General features: G+C 63.0%; 14 protein-coding genes. 13 read left to right on the top strand and 1 reads right to left on the bottom strand.

What is annotated here, in order from left to right; genetic code table 11:
- Nucleotides 1-5 precede the first annotated feature (5 nt).
- From E8Q40_RS19670 to E8Q40_RS19645, 6 genes are all read left to right on the top strand, one after another.
- Nucleotides 6-788: an SDR family NAD(P)-dependent oxidoreductase gene (locus E8Q40_RS19670; protein ID WP_370455270.1), complete on the top strand. Its 783-nt coding sequence runs from the start codon at nt 6-8 to the stop codon at nt 786-788.
- Entirely contained in the window at nt 785-1,264 is a 480-nt protein-coding gene (locus E8Q40_RS19665; protein WP_137046122.1) for a MarR family winged helix-turn-helix transcriptional regulator, read from the top strand. The genes E8Q40_RS19670 and E8Q40_RS19665 overlap by 4 nt, the downstream gene beginning before the upstream one ends.
- Before the next feature lie 2 nt (nt 1,265-1,266).
- Entirely contained in the window at nt 1,267-2,070 is an 804-nt protein-coding gene (locus E8Q40_RS19660; RefSeq protein ID WP_168197967.1) for an enoyl-CoA hydratase family protein, read from the top strand.
- Nucleotides 2,071-2,193: 123 nt separating this feature from the next.
- Nucleotides 2,194-3,351 carry an acyl-CoA dehydrogenase family protein gene (locus E8Q40_RS19655; RefSeq protein ID WP_137046121.1) on the top strand — a complete coding sequence of 386 codons (1,158 nt, stop codon included), beginning with the start codon at nt 2,194-2,196 and terminating at the stop codon, nt 3,349-3,351.
- 2 nt (nt 3,352-3,353) lie between these two features.
- Nucleotides 3,354-4,985: a benzoate-CoA ligase family protein gene (locus E8Q40_RS19650; protein WP_137046120.1), complete on the top strand. Its 1,632-nt coding sequence runs from the start codon at nt 3,354-3,356 to the stop codon at nt 4,983-4,985.
- 2 nt (nt 4,986-4,987) lie between these two features.
- Nucleotides 4,988-5,389: a RidA family protein gene (locus tag E8Q40_RS19645; protein WP_137046119.1), complete on the top strand. Its 402-nt coding sequence runs from the start codon at nt 4,988-4,990 to the stop codon at nt 5,387-5,389.
- A 15-nt stretch (nt 5,390-5,404) separates the two neighbouring features.
- Here E8Q40_RS19645 and E8Q40_RS19640 read toward each other — a convergent pair whose 3' ends face one another.
- On the bottom strand, nt 5,405-5,602 hold the full coding sequence (locus E8Q40_RS19640) for a hypothetical protein (RefSeq protein ID WP_137046118.1): 198 nt from the start codon (nt 5,600-5,602) through the stop codon (nt 5,405-5,407).
- Nucleotides 5,603-6,019: 417 nt separating this feature from the next.
- Here E8Q40_RS19640 and E8Q40_RS19635 point away from each other — a divergent pair, with 417 nt between their 5' ends.
- The 7 genes from E8Q40_RS19635 (at nt 6,020) to E8Q40_RS19605 (ending at nt 14,314) form a co-directional block, all read left to right on the top strand.
- Nucleotides 6,020-8,029 (top strand): FAD-dependent oxidoreductase, encoded by a 2,010-nt coding sequence (locus E8Q40_RS19635; protein WP_137046117.1) that lies wholly within the window; start codon nt 6,020-6,022, stop codon nt 8,027-8,029.
- A 10-nt stretch (nt 8,030-8,039) separates the two neighbouring features.
- Nucleotides 8,040-9,443, top strand: coding sequence for a cytochrome c3 family protein (locus E8Q40_RS19630; protein ID WP_205995605.1), 1,404 nt, complete (start codon nt 8,040-8,042; stop codon nt 9,441-9,443).
- Nucleotides 9,444-9,474: 31 nt separating this feature from the next.
- A complete protein-coding gene (locus E8Q40_RS19625; RefSeq protein ID WP_137046116.1) occupies nt 9,475-10,065 on the top strand; it encodes a DUF3365 domain-containing protein in 591 nt (196 codons plus the stop codon).
- A 74-nt stretch (nt 10,066-10,139) separates the two neighbouring features.
- Nucleotides 10,140-10,598 (top strand): globin family protein, encoded by a 459-nt coding sequence (locus E8Q40_RS19620; protein ID WP_137046115.1) that lies wholly within the window; start codon nt 10,140-10,142, stop codon nt 10,596-10,598.
- Nucleotides 10,599-10,735: 137 nt separating this feature from the next.
- The gene (locus tag E8Q40_RS19615) at nt 10,736-11,374 is read left to right on the top strand and encodes an ANTAR domain-containing response regulator (protein ID WP_370455210.1); all 639 of its coding nucleotides are present in this window, start codon (nt 10,736-10,738) and stop codon (nt 11,372-11,374) included.
- A complete protein-coding gene (locus E8Q40_RS19610; protein ID WP_137046113.1) occupies nt 11,371-12,561 on the top strand; it encodes a CmpA/NrtA family ABC transporter substrate-binding protein in 1,191 nt (396 codons plus the stop codon). The genes E8Q40_RS19615 and E8Q40_RS19610 overlap by 4 nt, the downstream gene beginning before the upstream one ends.
- Before the next feature lie 430 nt (nt 12,562-12,991).
- Complete coding sequence (locus E8Q40_RS19605) at nt 12,992-14,314, top strand: CmpA/NrtA family ABC transporter substrate-binding protein (protein WP_246663117.1); 1,323 nt, start codon at nt 12,992-12,994, stop codon at nt 14,312-14,314.
- The last annotated feature ends 17 nt before the right edge of the window (nt 14,315-14,331 follow it).

Below are 14,331 nucleotides of genomic sequence, written 5' to 3'. Positions count from 1 at the left end.
TGGCGCTGCTCGCTGGCAAGCTCTTTTCGGGCAAGCACGCATTAGTGACGGGCGGCGGCTCCGGCATCGGCGCCGCGATCGCCCATGCACTGGCGGCCGAAGGCGCATCGGTGTCGCTTGTCGGCCGCCGCGCGGCGCCGCTCGAGGCGATGGCCAAAGAATTATCAAAGGAGTTGCCGAAGGCGAGCGCGATCGTTGCCGACATCACGAGCGGTACCGAATGCAAGGCGATGGTCGAGACGGCGCGCGCCGCGCATGGTCCTATCGACATCGTCATCGCCAATGCCGGCATGGCGGCGAGTGCTCCCGCCGCGAAAATCGATGCTGCGCACTGGCAACAGATGATCGGCGTCAATCTCACCGGCGCTTTCAACACCGTGCAGGCCGCGCTCGCGGACGTCACGCGCCATCCGGGCGGGCGCATTGTGTTCGTCGCTTCGACTGCCGGTCTCAAAGGCTATCCTTATGTCGCGGCTTATGTTGCCGCCAAGCACGGCGTCGTCGGCCTGATGCGCGCGCTCGCCGTCGAACTCGCGCCCAAGGGCACGACGGTGAACGCGGTGTGTCCCGGATTCACCGATACACCGCTGCTTGCCGGCGCGGTCGACACCATCGTGTCGAAGACCGGCCGCGATGCGGAAGCCTCGCGGGCCGAACTGGCAAAGGACAATCCGCACGGCCGTCTCATCACGCCGGAGGAAGTGGCGCAAACCGTGCTCTATCTGTGCGCGCCATCGTCCGGTTCGGTGAATGGTCAGGCCATCGCGGTCACGGGAGGCCCGGTATGACGAACGCGAAGCTGAAGGTGCCGGTGCGTCCGCTCAGCAAACAGCGCCTGCGGCTGTGGCTGCGGCTGTTGCGCGCCGCCCGCGCCATCGAGGCAGAACTGCGCGAAAGACTGCGCAAGGAGTATGCGATCACGTTGCCGCAGTTCGACGTCATGGCGGCGCTGGCGCGCAAGCCGGACGGCATGAACATGACCGAATTGTCGCGCATGCTGATGGTGTCGAACGGCAATGTCACCGGCATCATCGACCGTCTTGCCGGCGAAAAGCTGGTGTTGCGGCAGGCGCCGGCCAATGACCGGCGTTCTTTCATCGTGCGCCTGACGCCGAAGGGCGCGGCACAGTTTGCCGATATCGCCAAGGCGCACGAAAGATGGGTCGACGAACTGCTTGCCGATTTCGATGCCGCCGAGGCGGAACACTTGATCGAGATGCTCGGCGGTCTTGCGCAATTGAGCCGGGGAGAAACGCAATCATGACCATGGCCGACTACAAGCCGAAACACTTCAACTGGCGCGTCGAAGGCAAGGTGGCGGTGATGTCGCTCAGCCGCCCTGAGCGCAAGAATCCGATGACCTTCGAATCCTACGCCGAGATGCGGGACACCTTCCGCGCGCTGACCTATGCCGACGATATCAAGGCGGTGGTGATCGCTTCGAATGGCGGCAATTTCTGCTCCGGCGGCGATGTGCACGACATCATCGGTCCGCTGCTCGACAAGGACATGAAGGGGCTGCTCGCGTTCACCCGCATGACCGGTGATCTGGTCAAGGCAATGAATGCCGCGCCGCAGCCGATCGTCGCCGCGATCGATGGCGTCTGCGTCGGCGCCGGCGCCATGATCGCGCTGTTCTCCGATATGCGCATCGGCACGCCGGCGGCAAAGACCGCATTCCTGTTCACGCGCGTCGGCCTCGCCGGCTGCGACATGGGCGCTTGCGCCATGCTGCCGCGTGTCATCGGTCAGGGCCGTGCTGCCGAGTTGCTCTACACCGGCCGCACGATGTCGGCGGATGAAGGCGAGCGCTGGGGCTTCTTCAACAGGCTGACCGACGCAGCGCAGCTCGAGGGCGAGGCGATCACGCTGGCGCAACAGCTCGTCGCCGGGCCGACCTTCGCGCACATGATGACCAAGACCATGCTGGCCCAGGAGTGGTCGATGTCGCTGCCGATGGCGATTGAGGCCGAGGCGCAGGCGCAGGCGATCTGCATGCAGACGCGCGATTTCCGCCGCGCCTATGACGCCTTCGTCGCCAAAGACAAGCCGGTTTTCGCGGGGGATTGATGGCGATGTGCGGCCTCATACTCCGTTCGTCCCCGCGAAAGCGGGGACCCAGTTCTTGGCTTTCTGGGCCCCCGCTTTCGCGGGGGCGAACGGGGGAAAGTGCGCTCACGTCAGGATGTTGCCATGCCCGATAAATCCTTCCTCACCTGGCCGTTCTTCGACGACACGCATCGCGCCTATGCGGCGAAGATCGACGCCTGGGCGCAGGCGAACCTCCAAGCGGTCGATCATCACGATGTCGATGCCGCTTGCCGTAAATTGGTGAAGGCGTTGGGGCAGGGAGGTTTTCTCGCGCATACCGCGCCGGCAACTGAAAGCGACAAGCTCGACGTTCGCACGCTGGCGCTGTCGCGCGAGACCCTGGCGCGGCATTCCGGTCTCGCCGATTTTGCCTTCGCCATGCAGGGACTCGGCGCCGGGCCGATCTCGCTGTTCGGCTCGCCCTCGCAGCGCGCGGCGTGGTTGCCGAAAACGCGCGCCGGAGAAGCGATTGCCGCCTTCGCGCTGTCGGAAGCGGCCTCGGGCTCCGATGTCGCCAACATCACCACGAGTGCGAAACGTGACGGTGACGCCTGGGTCATCGACGGCGAGAAGACCTGGATATCTAACGGCGGCATTGCCGATCTTTACGTTGTTTTCGCACGCACGGGTGAAGCGCCCGGCGCCAAGGGCCTGTCGGCCTTCATCGTCGAGGGCTCGAATCCCGGCCTGTCGATTGCCGAGCGCCTCGAAGTCATCGCGCCGCATCCGCTCGCCCGCATTGCCTTCAAGAACTGCCGCGTGCCGGCATCGGCTCTGATCGGCAAGCCGGGCGATGGCTTTAAGATCGCGATGGCGACTCTCGATGTGTTCCGCACCACGGTCGGCGCCGCGGCGCTCGGCTTTGCCCGTCGCGCCCTCGACCAAACCGTGGGTCGCGCCGGCTCGCGTCATCTGTTCGGTGCTCCGCTTGGCGAGCTGCAGATGGTGCAGGGCCACATCGCCGACATGGCGCTCGACATCGATGCCGCGGCGCTGCTGGTTTATCGCGCGGCGTGGGCCAAGGACATGGGCGCCGCGCGCGTGTCGCGCGAAGCGGCGATGGCCAAGCTTTACGCAACCGAGTCCGCCCAGCGCGTCATCGACGCCGCCGTGCAGATTCATGGCGGTGACGGCGTTCGTTCCGGACATCCGGTCGAGACGCTGTATCGCGAAATCCGCGCCCTGCGCATCTACGAAGGTGCGTCGGACGTGCAGAAGATCATCATCAGCCGGGCAGTCACCTCAATGGCGGAGCGCTAAGAATGCCCCAGATCAAACTCGGACCTACCGCGCACGTGGACACGTTCACGCGCGATAATCTGCCTCCCTTCGATCTGTGGCCGGAGATCCTGCTCGATCGGCCGGAATTCCAGTATCCGGACTACCTCAATGCCGCGGTCGAACTCACCGACCGCATGGTCGAGCGTGGTTTCGGCGATCACATTGCGCTCATCGGTAACGGCCGCCGCCGCACCTACAAGGAACTGACCGACTGGTCGAACCGGCTTGCCCATGCGCTGGTCGAGAACTACGGCGTCAAGCCGGGCAATCGCGTGCTGATCCGTTCCGGCAACAATCCGGCGCTGGTCGCCGCCTGGCTGGCCGCGACCAAGGCCGGCGCTGTGGTCGTCAACACCATGCCGATGCTGCGTGCCGGCGAACTCACCAAGATCGTCGACAAGGCCGAGATCGGCTTGGCGCTCTGCGACAGCCGGATCGCTGACGAGCTGATTGCTTGCGCCAAGACCAGCAAATTCCTCAAGCAGGTGGTCTCCTTCGACGGCACACAGAACCACGATGCCGAGCTGGATCGCATCGCGCTCGACAAGCCGGTGAAGTTCGACGCCGTGAAAACCGGCCGCGACGACGTCGCGCTGCTTGGTTTCACCTCCGGCACAACGGGCGAGCCGAAGGCGACCATGCATTTCCATCGCGACATTCTGATGATTGCCGATGGCTATGCCCGCGAAGTGCTGAAAGTGACGCCGGAGGACGTTTTCGTCGGCTCGCCGCCGCTCGCCTTCACTTTCGGCCTTGGTGGATTGGCAATATTCCCGTTGCGTTTCGGCGCCGCCGCGACATTGCTGGAGAATGCCTCGCCACCGAACATGATCCAGATCATCGAGACCTATAAGGCGACGATCTGCTTCACCGCGCCGACGGCCTATCGCGCCATGATGGCGGCGATGGACAAAGGTGCCGACCTGTCGTCGCTGCGCATTGCGGTGTCGGCGGGCGAGACCTTGCCGGGCCCGGTATTCGAGCAATGGACGACGAAGACCGGCAAACCGATCCTTGACGGGATCGGTTCGACCGAGATGCTGCACATCTTCATTACCAACCGCATGGGTGAGGCGCGGCCTGGCGCGACCGGCAAGCCGGTCACCGGCTATGTCGCCAAGGTGGTCGACGAGAAGATGAACGAAGTGCCGCGCGGCGAGATTGGCCGTCTGGCGGTGCGTGGCCCGACCGGTTGCCGTTATCTTGCCGACAAGCGCCAGACCAGCTATGTGCGCGACGGCTGGAATATCACCGGCGATACTTTCGTGCAGGACGAGGATGGCTACTTCCATTTCGTCGCCCGCGCCGACGATATGATCGTCTCCGCCGGCTACAACATCGCGGGACCGGAAGTTGAAGCGGCACTGCTGTCGCATCCGGATGTTGCCGAATGTGCCGTGATCGGCAAACGCGATGAAGAACGCGGCGAGATCGTCGCGGCCTATGTCGTCCTCAAGGCCAATGTCGAAGCCGATGACCTGTGCCGCAAGAAATTGCAGGACCACGTCAAGGCGACCATCGCGCCTTACAAATACCCACGCGCGGTCAATTTCGTCGAGGCTCTGCCGAAGACGCAGACCGGCAAGATCCAGCGTTTCAGATTGCGGGAGTAGCCATGACCATCGACATTCTGCATCCGCAGGGCTGGGCGCCGGCGAAGGGCTATGCCAATGGCGTGGCGGCGGAAGGCCGGCAGGTCTTTATTGCCGGCCAGATCGGCTGGAACGAGAAGTGCGAACTCGTCAGCGACGATTTCGTCGCGCAGGTCGAGCAGGCGCTCAAGAACATCGTCGCGGTTCTGAAGGAGGCAGGCGGCGGGCCGGAGCATCTGGTGCGCCTGACTTGGTATCTCACCGACAAGCGCGAATACGTGTCACGGCAGAAGGAACTCGGCGAAGCCTACCGCCGCGTTCTCGGCAAGAATTTTCCGGCGATGTCCGCGTTTGTCGTTATGGCGCTGATCGAGGATCGCGCCAAGGTCGAGATCGAGGCGACGGCGGTGGTGCCGTCGCGCTGAGGCACAACGCTCAGGTCAACTCAGCCGACGCTCTGCTGGCTCGGAATTCAGGTTGCCAGCCAGGTGAACCTCGGGCTCGCCATCCGTGGCGAGCATATGCCGGTAGAGCTGTTCCAGCCGCAGGTAACGCTCGCGACTTTCCTCGTCGTAAGTCGCCGCGGCAAGCTGCGCACAAGTATCGGCTTGGCGCTGCAGGCGTTTTGCGATCGTCATAGTCGATCCCTCCGACTATTCGAGTCAGGTGCATTGCAACATCAAAATCGGTGCATTGCAACAAGAATTCACAGCTCTGACATATTTCGATCCCTGAAGCACCCGAAGCGCGCTTCGCCCCAAATTTTCCCAACCGCGCGCTGTGTGCACGCTGATTACGCAATGTGCCCAGGGTCTTGGCCGGACGGCGACGCTGCCTCAGTTTTTATCAATTCAAAACCAGGAGCCATTCCAAGGGCTTGAAGCAGGCTCCGCCTGCGTTTTGTGCATGGCACAAACCTTGCTGAATTGAACGCGTTACGCGCCAAGAGCGCGCATCGCCCAACGGCGGGCATCAAGTCGGCAGCGTTGCCGGCGAAGGCGAAATTCGGCTCGGAGGCCGACGCGCCTTGATGCACTTCTTTGGGGCGACGCAGGATGAAACTTCCCAGCCACGACAGTTCAGAAGTCGGCGCCCTCGCGGTGATGCCTGAACGCGTGCATCCGCATTCTGATGCGCCGGTCATCGTGGTCGGTGGCGGCCCTGCGGGGCTGCGTGTCGCGCAGGACCTGGCCCGACGCGACATTGCCGTCATCCAGTTCAATGCCGAGCGCTGGAAACCCTACAACCGACTTAAGCTCACGCCCTTTCTCGCCGGCGAGGTGCAGATCGGCATTGTCTATCAGCCGAATCTGTTTCCGCCGAAGGCCCGCGTGACGCAATACACCGGACAAACGGTGGTCGCGATCGATCGTGATGCGAAAACCGTCACCAACAATCTCGGCCGCAGCTTCGCCTATTCCAAACTCGTCCTCTGCCTCGGCTCGCATGCGCATATCCCGCCGATCCCGGGACGCGATCTGGTCGGCGTCTATCGGTTCCGCAATTTCGATGACGTCGAGCTTCTGGTGGCGCGCAGCCTACGCTCGCGCCGCACGGTGGTGATCGGCGGCGGCTTGCTCGGCCTCGAGGCCGCGCGCGGCATGGCGCTGCGCAGGGTGGAAACCGTCGTCGTCGAGCACGAGAGCCATTTGATGGCGCGCCAGCTCGACAAAGCGGGTGGCACGCTGCTCGAGAAGCAGATCGTCGGCATGGGCATCGGCGTGCGTACCGGCAATTCGGTCAAGGCGATCGAAGGTGCGGGCCGCGTCGAACGCGTGGTGCTGGCCAACGGCGAAGCCATCGATTGCGACACGGTCATCATCTGCACCGGCATTCGTCCGAATATCGAACTGGCGCGCAACGCCGGTATCGTTGTCGGCCGCGGCATCACTGTCGACGATGCGATGCGCACCAGCGATCCAGCCATTTATGCAGCCGGCGAATGCGCCGAACATGATGGCAACATTTACGGCCTGGTTGCACCGGGGCTCGAGCAGGCGGCGGTGGCCGCGGCTTGCGTGGCCGGCGGCAAGGCGAGCTATCGCGGCTCGGTTCCGACCACGAAGCTCAAGATTGTCGGCACCGACGTCTTCAGCATGGGCGATATCGAGCAGATCGACCAGCGGCTCGATCTGTCCTCCGTGGTCTGGCAGGCGGCCGATGGCAAGGCCTATCGCCGGCTCATCTTTCGCCGCGGCCGTCTGGTCGGCGCCATGGCGGTCGGCGACTGGCCGGAGGTCAACCGTATCCAGCAGGCGGTGCGCGACCACGCTTTCGTCTGGCCCTGGCAGTTCTATCGCTTCCGCAGCTCCGGCATTCTTTATCCGGTCATCGCGCCGAAATCGGCGGCGCAATGGCCAGCCGCGGCGACGGTCTGCAATTGCACCGGCGTGACGCGCGGCCAGCTCGGCGAGGCGATGCGTCTCGGCGCGACGACCGTCGAAGGCCTGATGCAGGAGACTAATGCGTCGACAGTCTGCGGCACCTGCCGGCCGCTGCTGCTGGAGATTCTCGGCGAGCAGAAGCAATACGAGCCGGTGTTCGGCGCGCGGACCATCGGCGTGGTTTCGGTGCTCGCCGTGCTGGCGGCGCTCGTCGCCTGGTTCGCGCCGCCCTGGCCCTATTCGCGCAGCATGCAGCAGGGCCTGGGCATCGACCGTTTCTGGCTCGACGGCGACTGGAAACAGGTGACGGGCTTCACGCTGCTCGGCCTGTCGGGGATCATCGCCTTCTTGTCGGTGCGCAAGCGCCTCAAGGCCAGATGGCTGGGGCACTACAAGTTCTGGCGCATCGTCCATGCCGTCATTGGTACCGCCGCGCTCGGCGTGCTGTTCATGCACACCGGCTTCCGCCTCGGCAACAATCTGAATTTCTGGCTGATGGCGACGTTTCTCGCCGTGGCCGTCATCGGCAGCATCACCGGCGTCATCACCGCGCAGGAGCACAAGTTGCTATCGAACGGCAGGGCGTCGCCACGCGCCGCGCTGGTCTGGCTTCACATACTTACGTTCTGGCCGATGCCGGTGCTGCTGATGCTGCACGTCGTCACGGTCTACGCCTACTGAGCAATAAGGGATGTCGCGCACGCTCATGCTCTGGACATTGTGGCTCACACTTTCGGTCGCGGCCGCCCTGTTCGTTCTGGGCGTGATCGTCTATGGCGGGCCGCGGTCGTTCCTGCTGATCGGCAAGACGACGTCCGGCCATCACCAGATCGAGCTTGCCTGCGATAGCTGTCATACCAGCGTGTTCGGCGGCAAGGACGTGCTGCAGGACGCTTGCGTCAACTGCCACGGCGCGGCGCTGAAGGCCGAGAACGACGCGCACCCGTTGTCGAAATTCACCGATCCGCGCAATGCCGACCGCATAGTCGGCCTTGACGCGCGTTACTGCGCCACCTGTCATCAGGAGCATCGTCCCGGCATCACCGCGACCATGGGCGTGACGCTGCCGGGCGACTTCTGCTTCCACTGTCACCAGGACATCGCCAGCGACCGGCCGAGCCACAAGGATCTCGCCTTCAGCACTTGCGGCAATGCTGGCTGCCATAACTTCCATGACAATCGCGCGCTCTATGCCGATTTCCTGATCAGTCATTCCAGCGAACCGGCGCAGCTCGCGCAGCAAAAGCTGGCGCTCATCGACTTTATCAATAAGGTCGCCGATCCAATCAAGATTAAGCCGCTTGCGGCCGCCGATGCCAAGGCGCCGGCGGAATATTTGGGCAATCCGAAAATCATTGCCGACTGGGCGGCCGACGCGCACGCCAAAGGCGGCGTGAATTGCACCGGTTGCCACACGTCGAAAACCGAACCGGAAGTCTGGATCGCGGCGCCGGGCATGGACACCTGCAAGTCCTGTCACGCCAACCAGGCAACCACGTTCGTCGAGGGCAAGCACGGCATGCGCCTGCGCGACGGCATGGCCTCGACCAAGGACGGTCCGTTCGATCTCTGGAAAGCCGAGAAACTATCACCGATGACGCCGGCCAAAGCGCGTCTGCCGATGAAGCCCGAGGTCGCGCACCAGGAGCTGACCTGCAACACCTGCCACTCATCGCATGGTTACGACACCAAGGCGGCGCAGGTGACGGCCTGCGCCGGCTGCCATAACGACACGCACACGCAAGCCTATTTCGCCTCGCCGCATTACGACCTGTTCAAGAAGGAACTGGCGGGCGAAGCGCCGCGCGGAACAGGCGTGTCCTGCGCGACCTGTCATATGCCGGTGGTCGAGCGTCGCGACGAATATGGCACCAAGTCGGTCTTCGTCACGCATAACCAGAACGATAACTTGCGTCCGAACGAAAAGATGACGCGCAGCGTCTGCGCCAGTTGCCATGGCTTGCAGTTCACGCTCGACGCGCTCGCGGATCGCAAGCTCATCGACATCAATTTCAAGGGTTCGCCGGGGGTCCACATCGAAAGCATCGAGTGGGCGAAGAAGCGCGCTGAAGAACGAAGCAAGGCGCGTCGATGATGGTCTGCAACTGAAACAAGGGGAAGAGTACATGCGCACTTACGTGAAATTGGCCGGGGCTGCCGTTATGGCGGGCTCGATCACAGCGGCAACCGCGGCTTACGCCGCCTTCTGGAGCAAGGACGATAACAAGGGCAGCCTGCCCCTGCAGAAGGTTGCCGACATGCTGCACACGGTCATGGACTCCGACCGGTTCATCTACACGACGAAGGTGGTCAACCGTCTGATGCTCGACGAAAAGGTCATCAAGGCGGACGAGCATTTCATGGACAAGAAGGCGCTGCCGCTGCCGGCGCAGATGTTCCGTTTCGGCGCTGAGCGTGCCGCCGAGAAGAACAAGACTTTCTCTTACTCGCTGTTGTCGCTGTGGCCGGTCAACAAGCAGAACGCACCGCGCACCGAGCTGGAAAAGCAAGGCCTCAAGGCGGTCGCCGACGACAAGACCAAGCCGGTCTACGGCGAGGAAACTCTCGGCGGCAAGAAATACTTTACCGCCGTCTATGCGGACGTGGCCGTCGCTCCGGCCTGTTTCAACTGCCACAACGACCACCCTGAGAGCCCGCGCAAGGATTTCAAGCTTGGCGACGTGCTTGGCGGCGTCGTCATTCGCATCCCGATGTAACGCGACACCTCTCGGGCCGGCGCCATTGTGCTCTGGCCCGAGATCACAACCATTAAACCGATGGAGATTTGAAGATGACGCCCGAGCAAGTAACGATGGTGCAGGACAGCTTCAAGAAAGTGGTGCCGATCGCCGGTACTGCCGCCGACCTGTTCTACAATCGACTATTCGAAATCGCTCCCGAAGTGCGCCCGCTCTTCCCGGACGATCTCGCCGAGCAAAAGAAGAAGCTGATCGCCATGCTGGCGACCGCAGTGACCAATCTGCATCAGGTCGACAAGATTCTCCCCGCGGTCGAGGACCTCGGCAAGCGGCATGTGGCCTACGGCGTGACCGACAAGATGTATGAACCGGTTGGCGCTGCGCTTTTGTGGACGCTGGAGCAGGGGCTCGGTCCCGATTTCACGCCGGAACTCAAGGGGGCTTGGACCGAGACCTACATGACCCTCGCCGGAGTGATGCAAAAGGCGGCAGCCTCCGTGCCGCCGCCGATGCCGGAGAAGAAAGGCTTTTTTAGCCGAATGTTCAACTAATTGACCATTCGGGTCCTCTCCTAAGCGCATCGCGCGCCGTCGCGAATTGGAATAGGTCTTGCATGAGAGCAATGCAGGAACGAATAGCTATTGGCCGCGCGCCCGGCTCCACGGGCGCGGTGGTGGAGAGTGTGTCTGTGGCTGAAACGCGCAAAGGTTCGGACCCCGGCTCGCAGCCGCAGGGCGGTTCGCGCGACGCGTCGCTGAAAATCGCGATCGTCGACGAAAGCCCCATCCGGGCCGCCATTCTCGAAGACGGCCTGCGCGAGGCCGGCTTCACCCAGGTCGAGCGCATCGACGAGACGCGCAACCTGCTCGCCCGCATCTATGCGCTCGACCCCGACGTCATCCTCATCGACCTGGAAAGCCCGAGCCGCGACATGCTCGAGCAGATGTTCCAGATGAGCCGCATTGTTAAACGCCCGATCGCAATGTTCGTCGATCAGAGCGACACGGCCTCGATCCAGGCATCGGTCGATGCCGGCGTCTCGGCCTATATCGTCGGCAACCTTCAAAAAGATCGCATCAAGGCCATCCTCGATCTCTGTATTTCGCGATTCAACGCCTTCTCGCGCCTGCAAAGCGAACTGGACGAAGCGAAAGACGCATTGCAGGAGCGCAAGGTCATCGATCGTGCCAAGGGCATTCTGATGAAAGCGAAGAACCTGTCCGAGGACGATGCCTATGCGCTGATGCGCAAGACGGCGATGAACGAGAACAAGAAGATTGCCGATATTGCGCAATCGGTCATTACCGCGGCGGAGATGTTCAAGTGAGCGGGCGTAATCTCCGTATCGGATATATTCCGTTGGTCGATGCCGCGGCGCTGATCGCGGCGGTCGATTGCGGCTTTGCCGCGCAGGAGGGCATCGCGATCGACCTCGTTCGCGAAGTGTCGTGGTCGAACGTCCGGGATAAGCTCAATATCGGCCTGTTCGACGCCGCGCATCTCCTGTCGCCGGTCGCGATCGCGTCGTCGCTCGGCATCGGCCATGTGCGGGTGCCGCTGATTGCGCCTTTCAATCTGGGCCTGAACGGCAATGCCGTCACGGTCTCGACCAGGCTCCATGCCGCGCTGTTGAACGCCGCCGATGGCAGTCTCGCCGATCCGATGGTGTCGGCCCGGGCGCTGGCGCGGTTGATCGAGGAGCGCAAGAGCCGCCATGCCGAGCCGCTGACCTTCGGCATGACGTTCCCGTTCTCGCATCACAACTACCAGCTTCGCTTCTGGATGGCGGCCGGGGGGATCGACCCGGACGAGGACGTTCGTCTTGTCGTATTGCCGCCGCCCTACATGGTGGAAAGCCTGCAAAGCGGTCATGTCGATGGTTTCTGTGTCGGCGCGCCCTGGAATTCGGTCGCGGTCGATGCCGGCGTCGGACGCATTCTGCATTTCGGTTGCGAGCTGATGGCGCGCGTCTCGGAAAAAGTCCTGGCGGTTCGCGAACCCTGGGCGAACGAAAACGGCGAGGCGCTCGCGGCGCTCATTCGCGCGCTGTCGAAGGCCAGCCATTACGTCGCCGATGCAACCAATGTGGCGGCGGTGTCCGAGGCCGTGGCCAAGCGGATCGGCGTCGACGCCACACTGGTCGTGCGCAGTCTGACCGGCCATCTCAAGGTCGCGCCGGATGGCATGACGCGCGCAAGCGACCATTACATGCTCATCGGCCGCGAGGGCGCCGACCGACCCGATCCGGTGCAGGCGGCCTGGGCCTATGCCCAGATCGTGCGCTGGGGACAGGCGGCCTACAGCGAAGAGCTGAGCGATCTTGCTCAATCGGTATTTCGCGCGGATCTCTACGACGCCGCGCTTGGTCTCTCGCCGCCTGCCCCATCGGGCGGACCGGACGATGGCATCGGTGCCTTCATCGGCCCCCGTTTCGATGCCGCCGATATCAGCGGTCATCTCGAAATCTGGCGCACCCGGCGCCCGGGCCGACCGCGCCTGTCGGTGGTGCGCTGAATGCTGCAGTGCGCAAAAAGCGGGCAGCGTGCTTCGACGCCGTGCAGACTGGCCGAAAAGCCCAGTCCCGCAAGTTCACCTCTGCGACCTGATAAGTATTTGATTTTACGAGAATTATAGCGTCGCGCCGCGGTTGGCACGCCGCTTGTATAGAGGATGACGACCAGCGCGGCCCGATGAGGCCGCGTCAGGCCCAATGTGGGGCCGATAGCAACGCCGCTGTCTCGATGAGGTGCTTTCGCAGCGCCTGACGAGGCTGCGGCTTTTTTGTTTTTGGGCTCGTGCCGAAAAGGAAATGGGAATGACGACGAACAGCGATTCGAAGCCGTCTCGACGCCGGAGCGGCCGCCATCTCGGCCGCCGCAGCTTCCTCAAACAGGGCGTCAGTGCCGCCGTGCTGGCGGGCCTGGCGCCGGCCTTCGACGTCTTCATGCCGCATATCGCCAAGGCGGCGATTAAGCCGGAAAAGGAAGACCTCAAGTTCGGCTTCATCAAGCTCACTGACATGGCGCCAATCGCCATCGCCAAGGAGCTCGGCTTCTTCGAGGACGAGGGTCTGTATGTCGCCGCCGAACCCCAGGCGAACTGGAAGGTGCTGCTCGACCGCGTCATCACCGGCGAACTCGACGGCGCGCACATGCTCGCCGGCCAGCCGCTCGGCGCCACCGTCGGCTTCGGTACCAAGGCGCATGTCATCACGCCTTTCTCTATGGACCTCAACGGCAACGGCATCACGGTGGCCAAGTCGGTCTGGGAGGAGATGGCCAAATATATCCCCAAGGGCCCGGACGGAAAGTTCGTGCATCCGATCAAGGCGGATGCGCTGAAGAAGGTCGTCGACAAGTTCAAGGCCGAGGGCAAGCCCTTCAACATGGCCATGGTGTTCCCGTTGTCGACGCACAATTACGAACTGCGCTACTGGCTCGCTTCGGGCGGCATTCATCCCGGCTTCTATTCGCCGACCGACATTTCCGGCCAGATCCTCGGCGACGTTCTTCTCTCGGTGACGCCGCCGCCGCAGATGCCGGCGACGCTCGAGGCCGGCACCATCATGGGCTATTGCGTCGGCGAGCCGTGGAACCAGCAGGCGGTGATCAAGGGCATCGGCGTGCCGGTGATCACCGACTACGAAATCTGGAAGAACAATCCGGAGAAGGTGTTCGGCTTCAGCGCCGACTTCCAGCAGAAGAATCCCGGCACCGTGCTGGCCGCAACCAAGGCGCTGATCCGCGCCGGCGAATGGCTGGACGCCAACAACAACGCCAACCGCATGAAGGCGGTCGAAATCCTGGCCAAGCCCGAATATGTCGGCGCCGACGCCAAGGTGATCGCCAACTCGATGACCGGCACCTTCGAATACGAGAAGGGCGACAAGCGCGAGGTGCCCGACTTCAACGTGTTCTTCCGCTACTTCGCGACCTATCCCTATTACTCCGATGCCGTCTGGTACCTGACGCAAATGCGCCGCTGGGGCCAGATTCCGGAAGCCAAGAGCGACGCCTGGTTCGATGAGACCGCCAAGAAGGTCTATCGCCCCGATCTTTATCTCGAGGCCGCCAAGGCTCTGGTCGCCGAAGGCAAGGCGAAGAAAGCCGACTTCCCGTGGGATTCGAACGGCTATCGCGCGCCGACCAACGAGTTCATCGACGGCGTCACCTACGACGGAAAGAAGCCGAACGCGTATCTCGACAGCCTCACCATCGGCCTTAAAGGCGACCAGAAGATGTCTGGCGCCAAAGTGGTCGCCAAGTGAGGTAACGGCCGGGCGTC

Source organism: Pseudolabrys sp. FHR47 (assembly GCF_005153485.1).
Lineage (GTDB): Bacteria > Pseudomonadota > Alphaproteobacteria > Rhizobiales > Xanthobacteraceae > Pseudolabrys.
This window is presented reverse-complemented; position numbering and strand designations above follow the sequence as displayed.

Coding starts and splice junctions, on each gene's coding strand:
- E8Q40_RS19665 (WP_137046122.1), top strand. CDS start 785: ATGACGAACGCGAAGCTGAAGGTGCCGGTGCGTCCGCTCAGCAAACAG.
- E8Q40_RS19660 (WP_168197967.1), top strand. CDS start 1,267: ATGGCCGACTACAAGCCGAAACACTTCAACTGGCGCGTCGAAGGCAAG.
- E8Q40_RS19655 (WP_137046121.1), top strand. CDS start 2,194: ATGCCCGATAAATCCTTCCTCACCTGGCCGTTCTTCGACGACACGCAT.
- E8Q40_RS19650 (WP_137046120.1), top strand. CDS start 3,354: ATGCCCCAGATCAAACTCGGACCTACCGCGCACGTGGACACGTTCACG.
- E8Q40_RS19645 (WP_137046119.1), top strand. CDS start 4,988: ATGACCATCGACATTCTGCATCCGCAGGGCTGGGCGCCGGCGAAGGGC.
- E8Q40_RS19640 (WP_137046118.1), bottom strand. CDS start 5,602: ATGACGATCGCAAAACGCCTGCAGCGCCAAGCCGATACTTGTGCGCAG.
- E8Q40_RS19635 (WP_137046117.1), top strand. CDS start 6,020: ATGAAACTTCCCAGCCACGACAGTTCAGAAGTCGGCGCCCTCGCGGTG.
- E8Q40_RS19630 (WP_205995605.1), top strand. CDS start 8,040: ATGTCGCGCACGCTCATGCTCTGGACATTGTGGCTCACACTTTCGGTC.
- E8Q40_RS19625 (WP_137046116.1), top strand. CDS start 9,475: ATGCGCACTTACGTGAAATTGGCCGGGGCTGCCGTTATGGCGGGCTCG.
- E8Q40_RS19620 (WP_137046115.1), top strand. CDS start 10,140: ATGACGCCCGAGCAAGTAACGATGGTGCAGGACAGCTTCAAGAAAGTG.
- E8Q40_RS19605 (WP_246663117.1), top strand. CDS start 12,992: ATGCCGCATATCGCCAAGGCGGCGATTAAGCCGGAAAAGGAAGACCTC.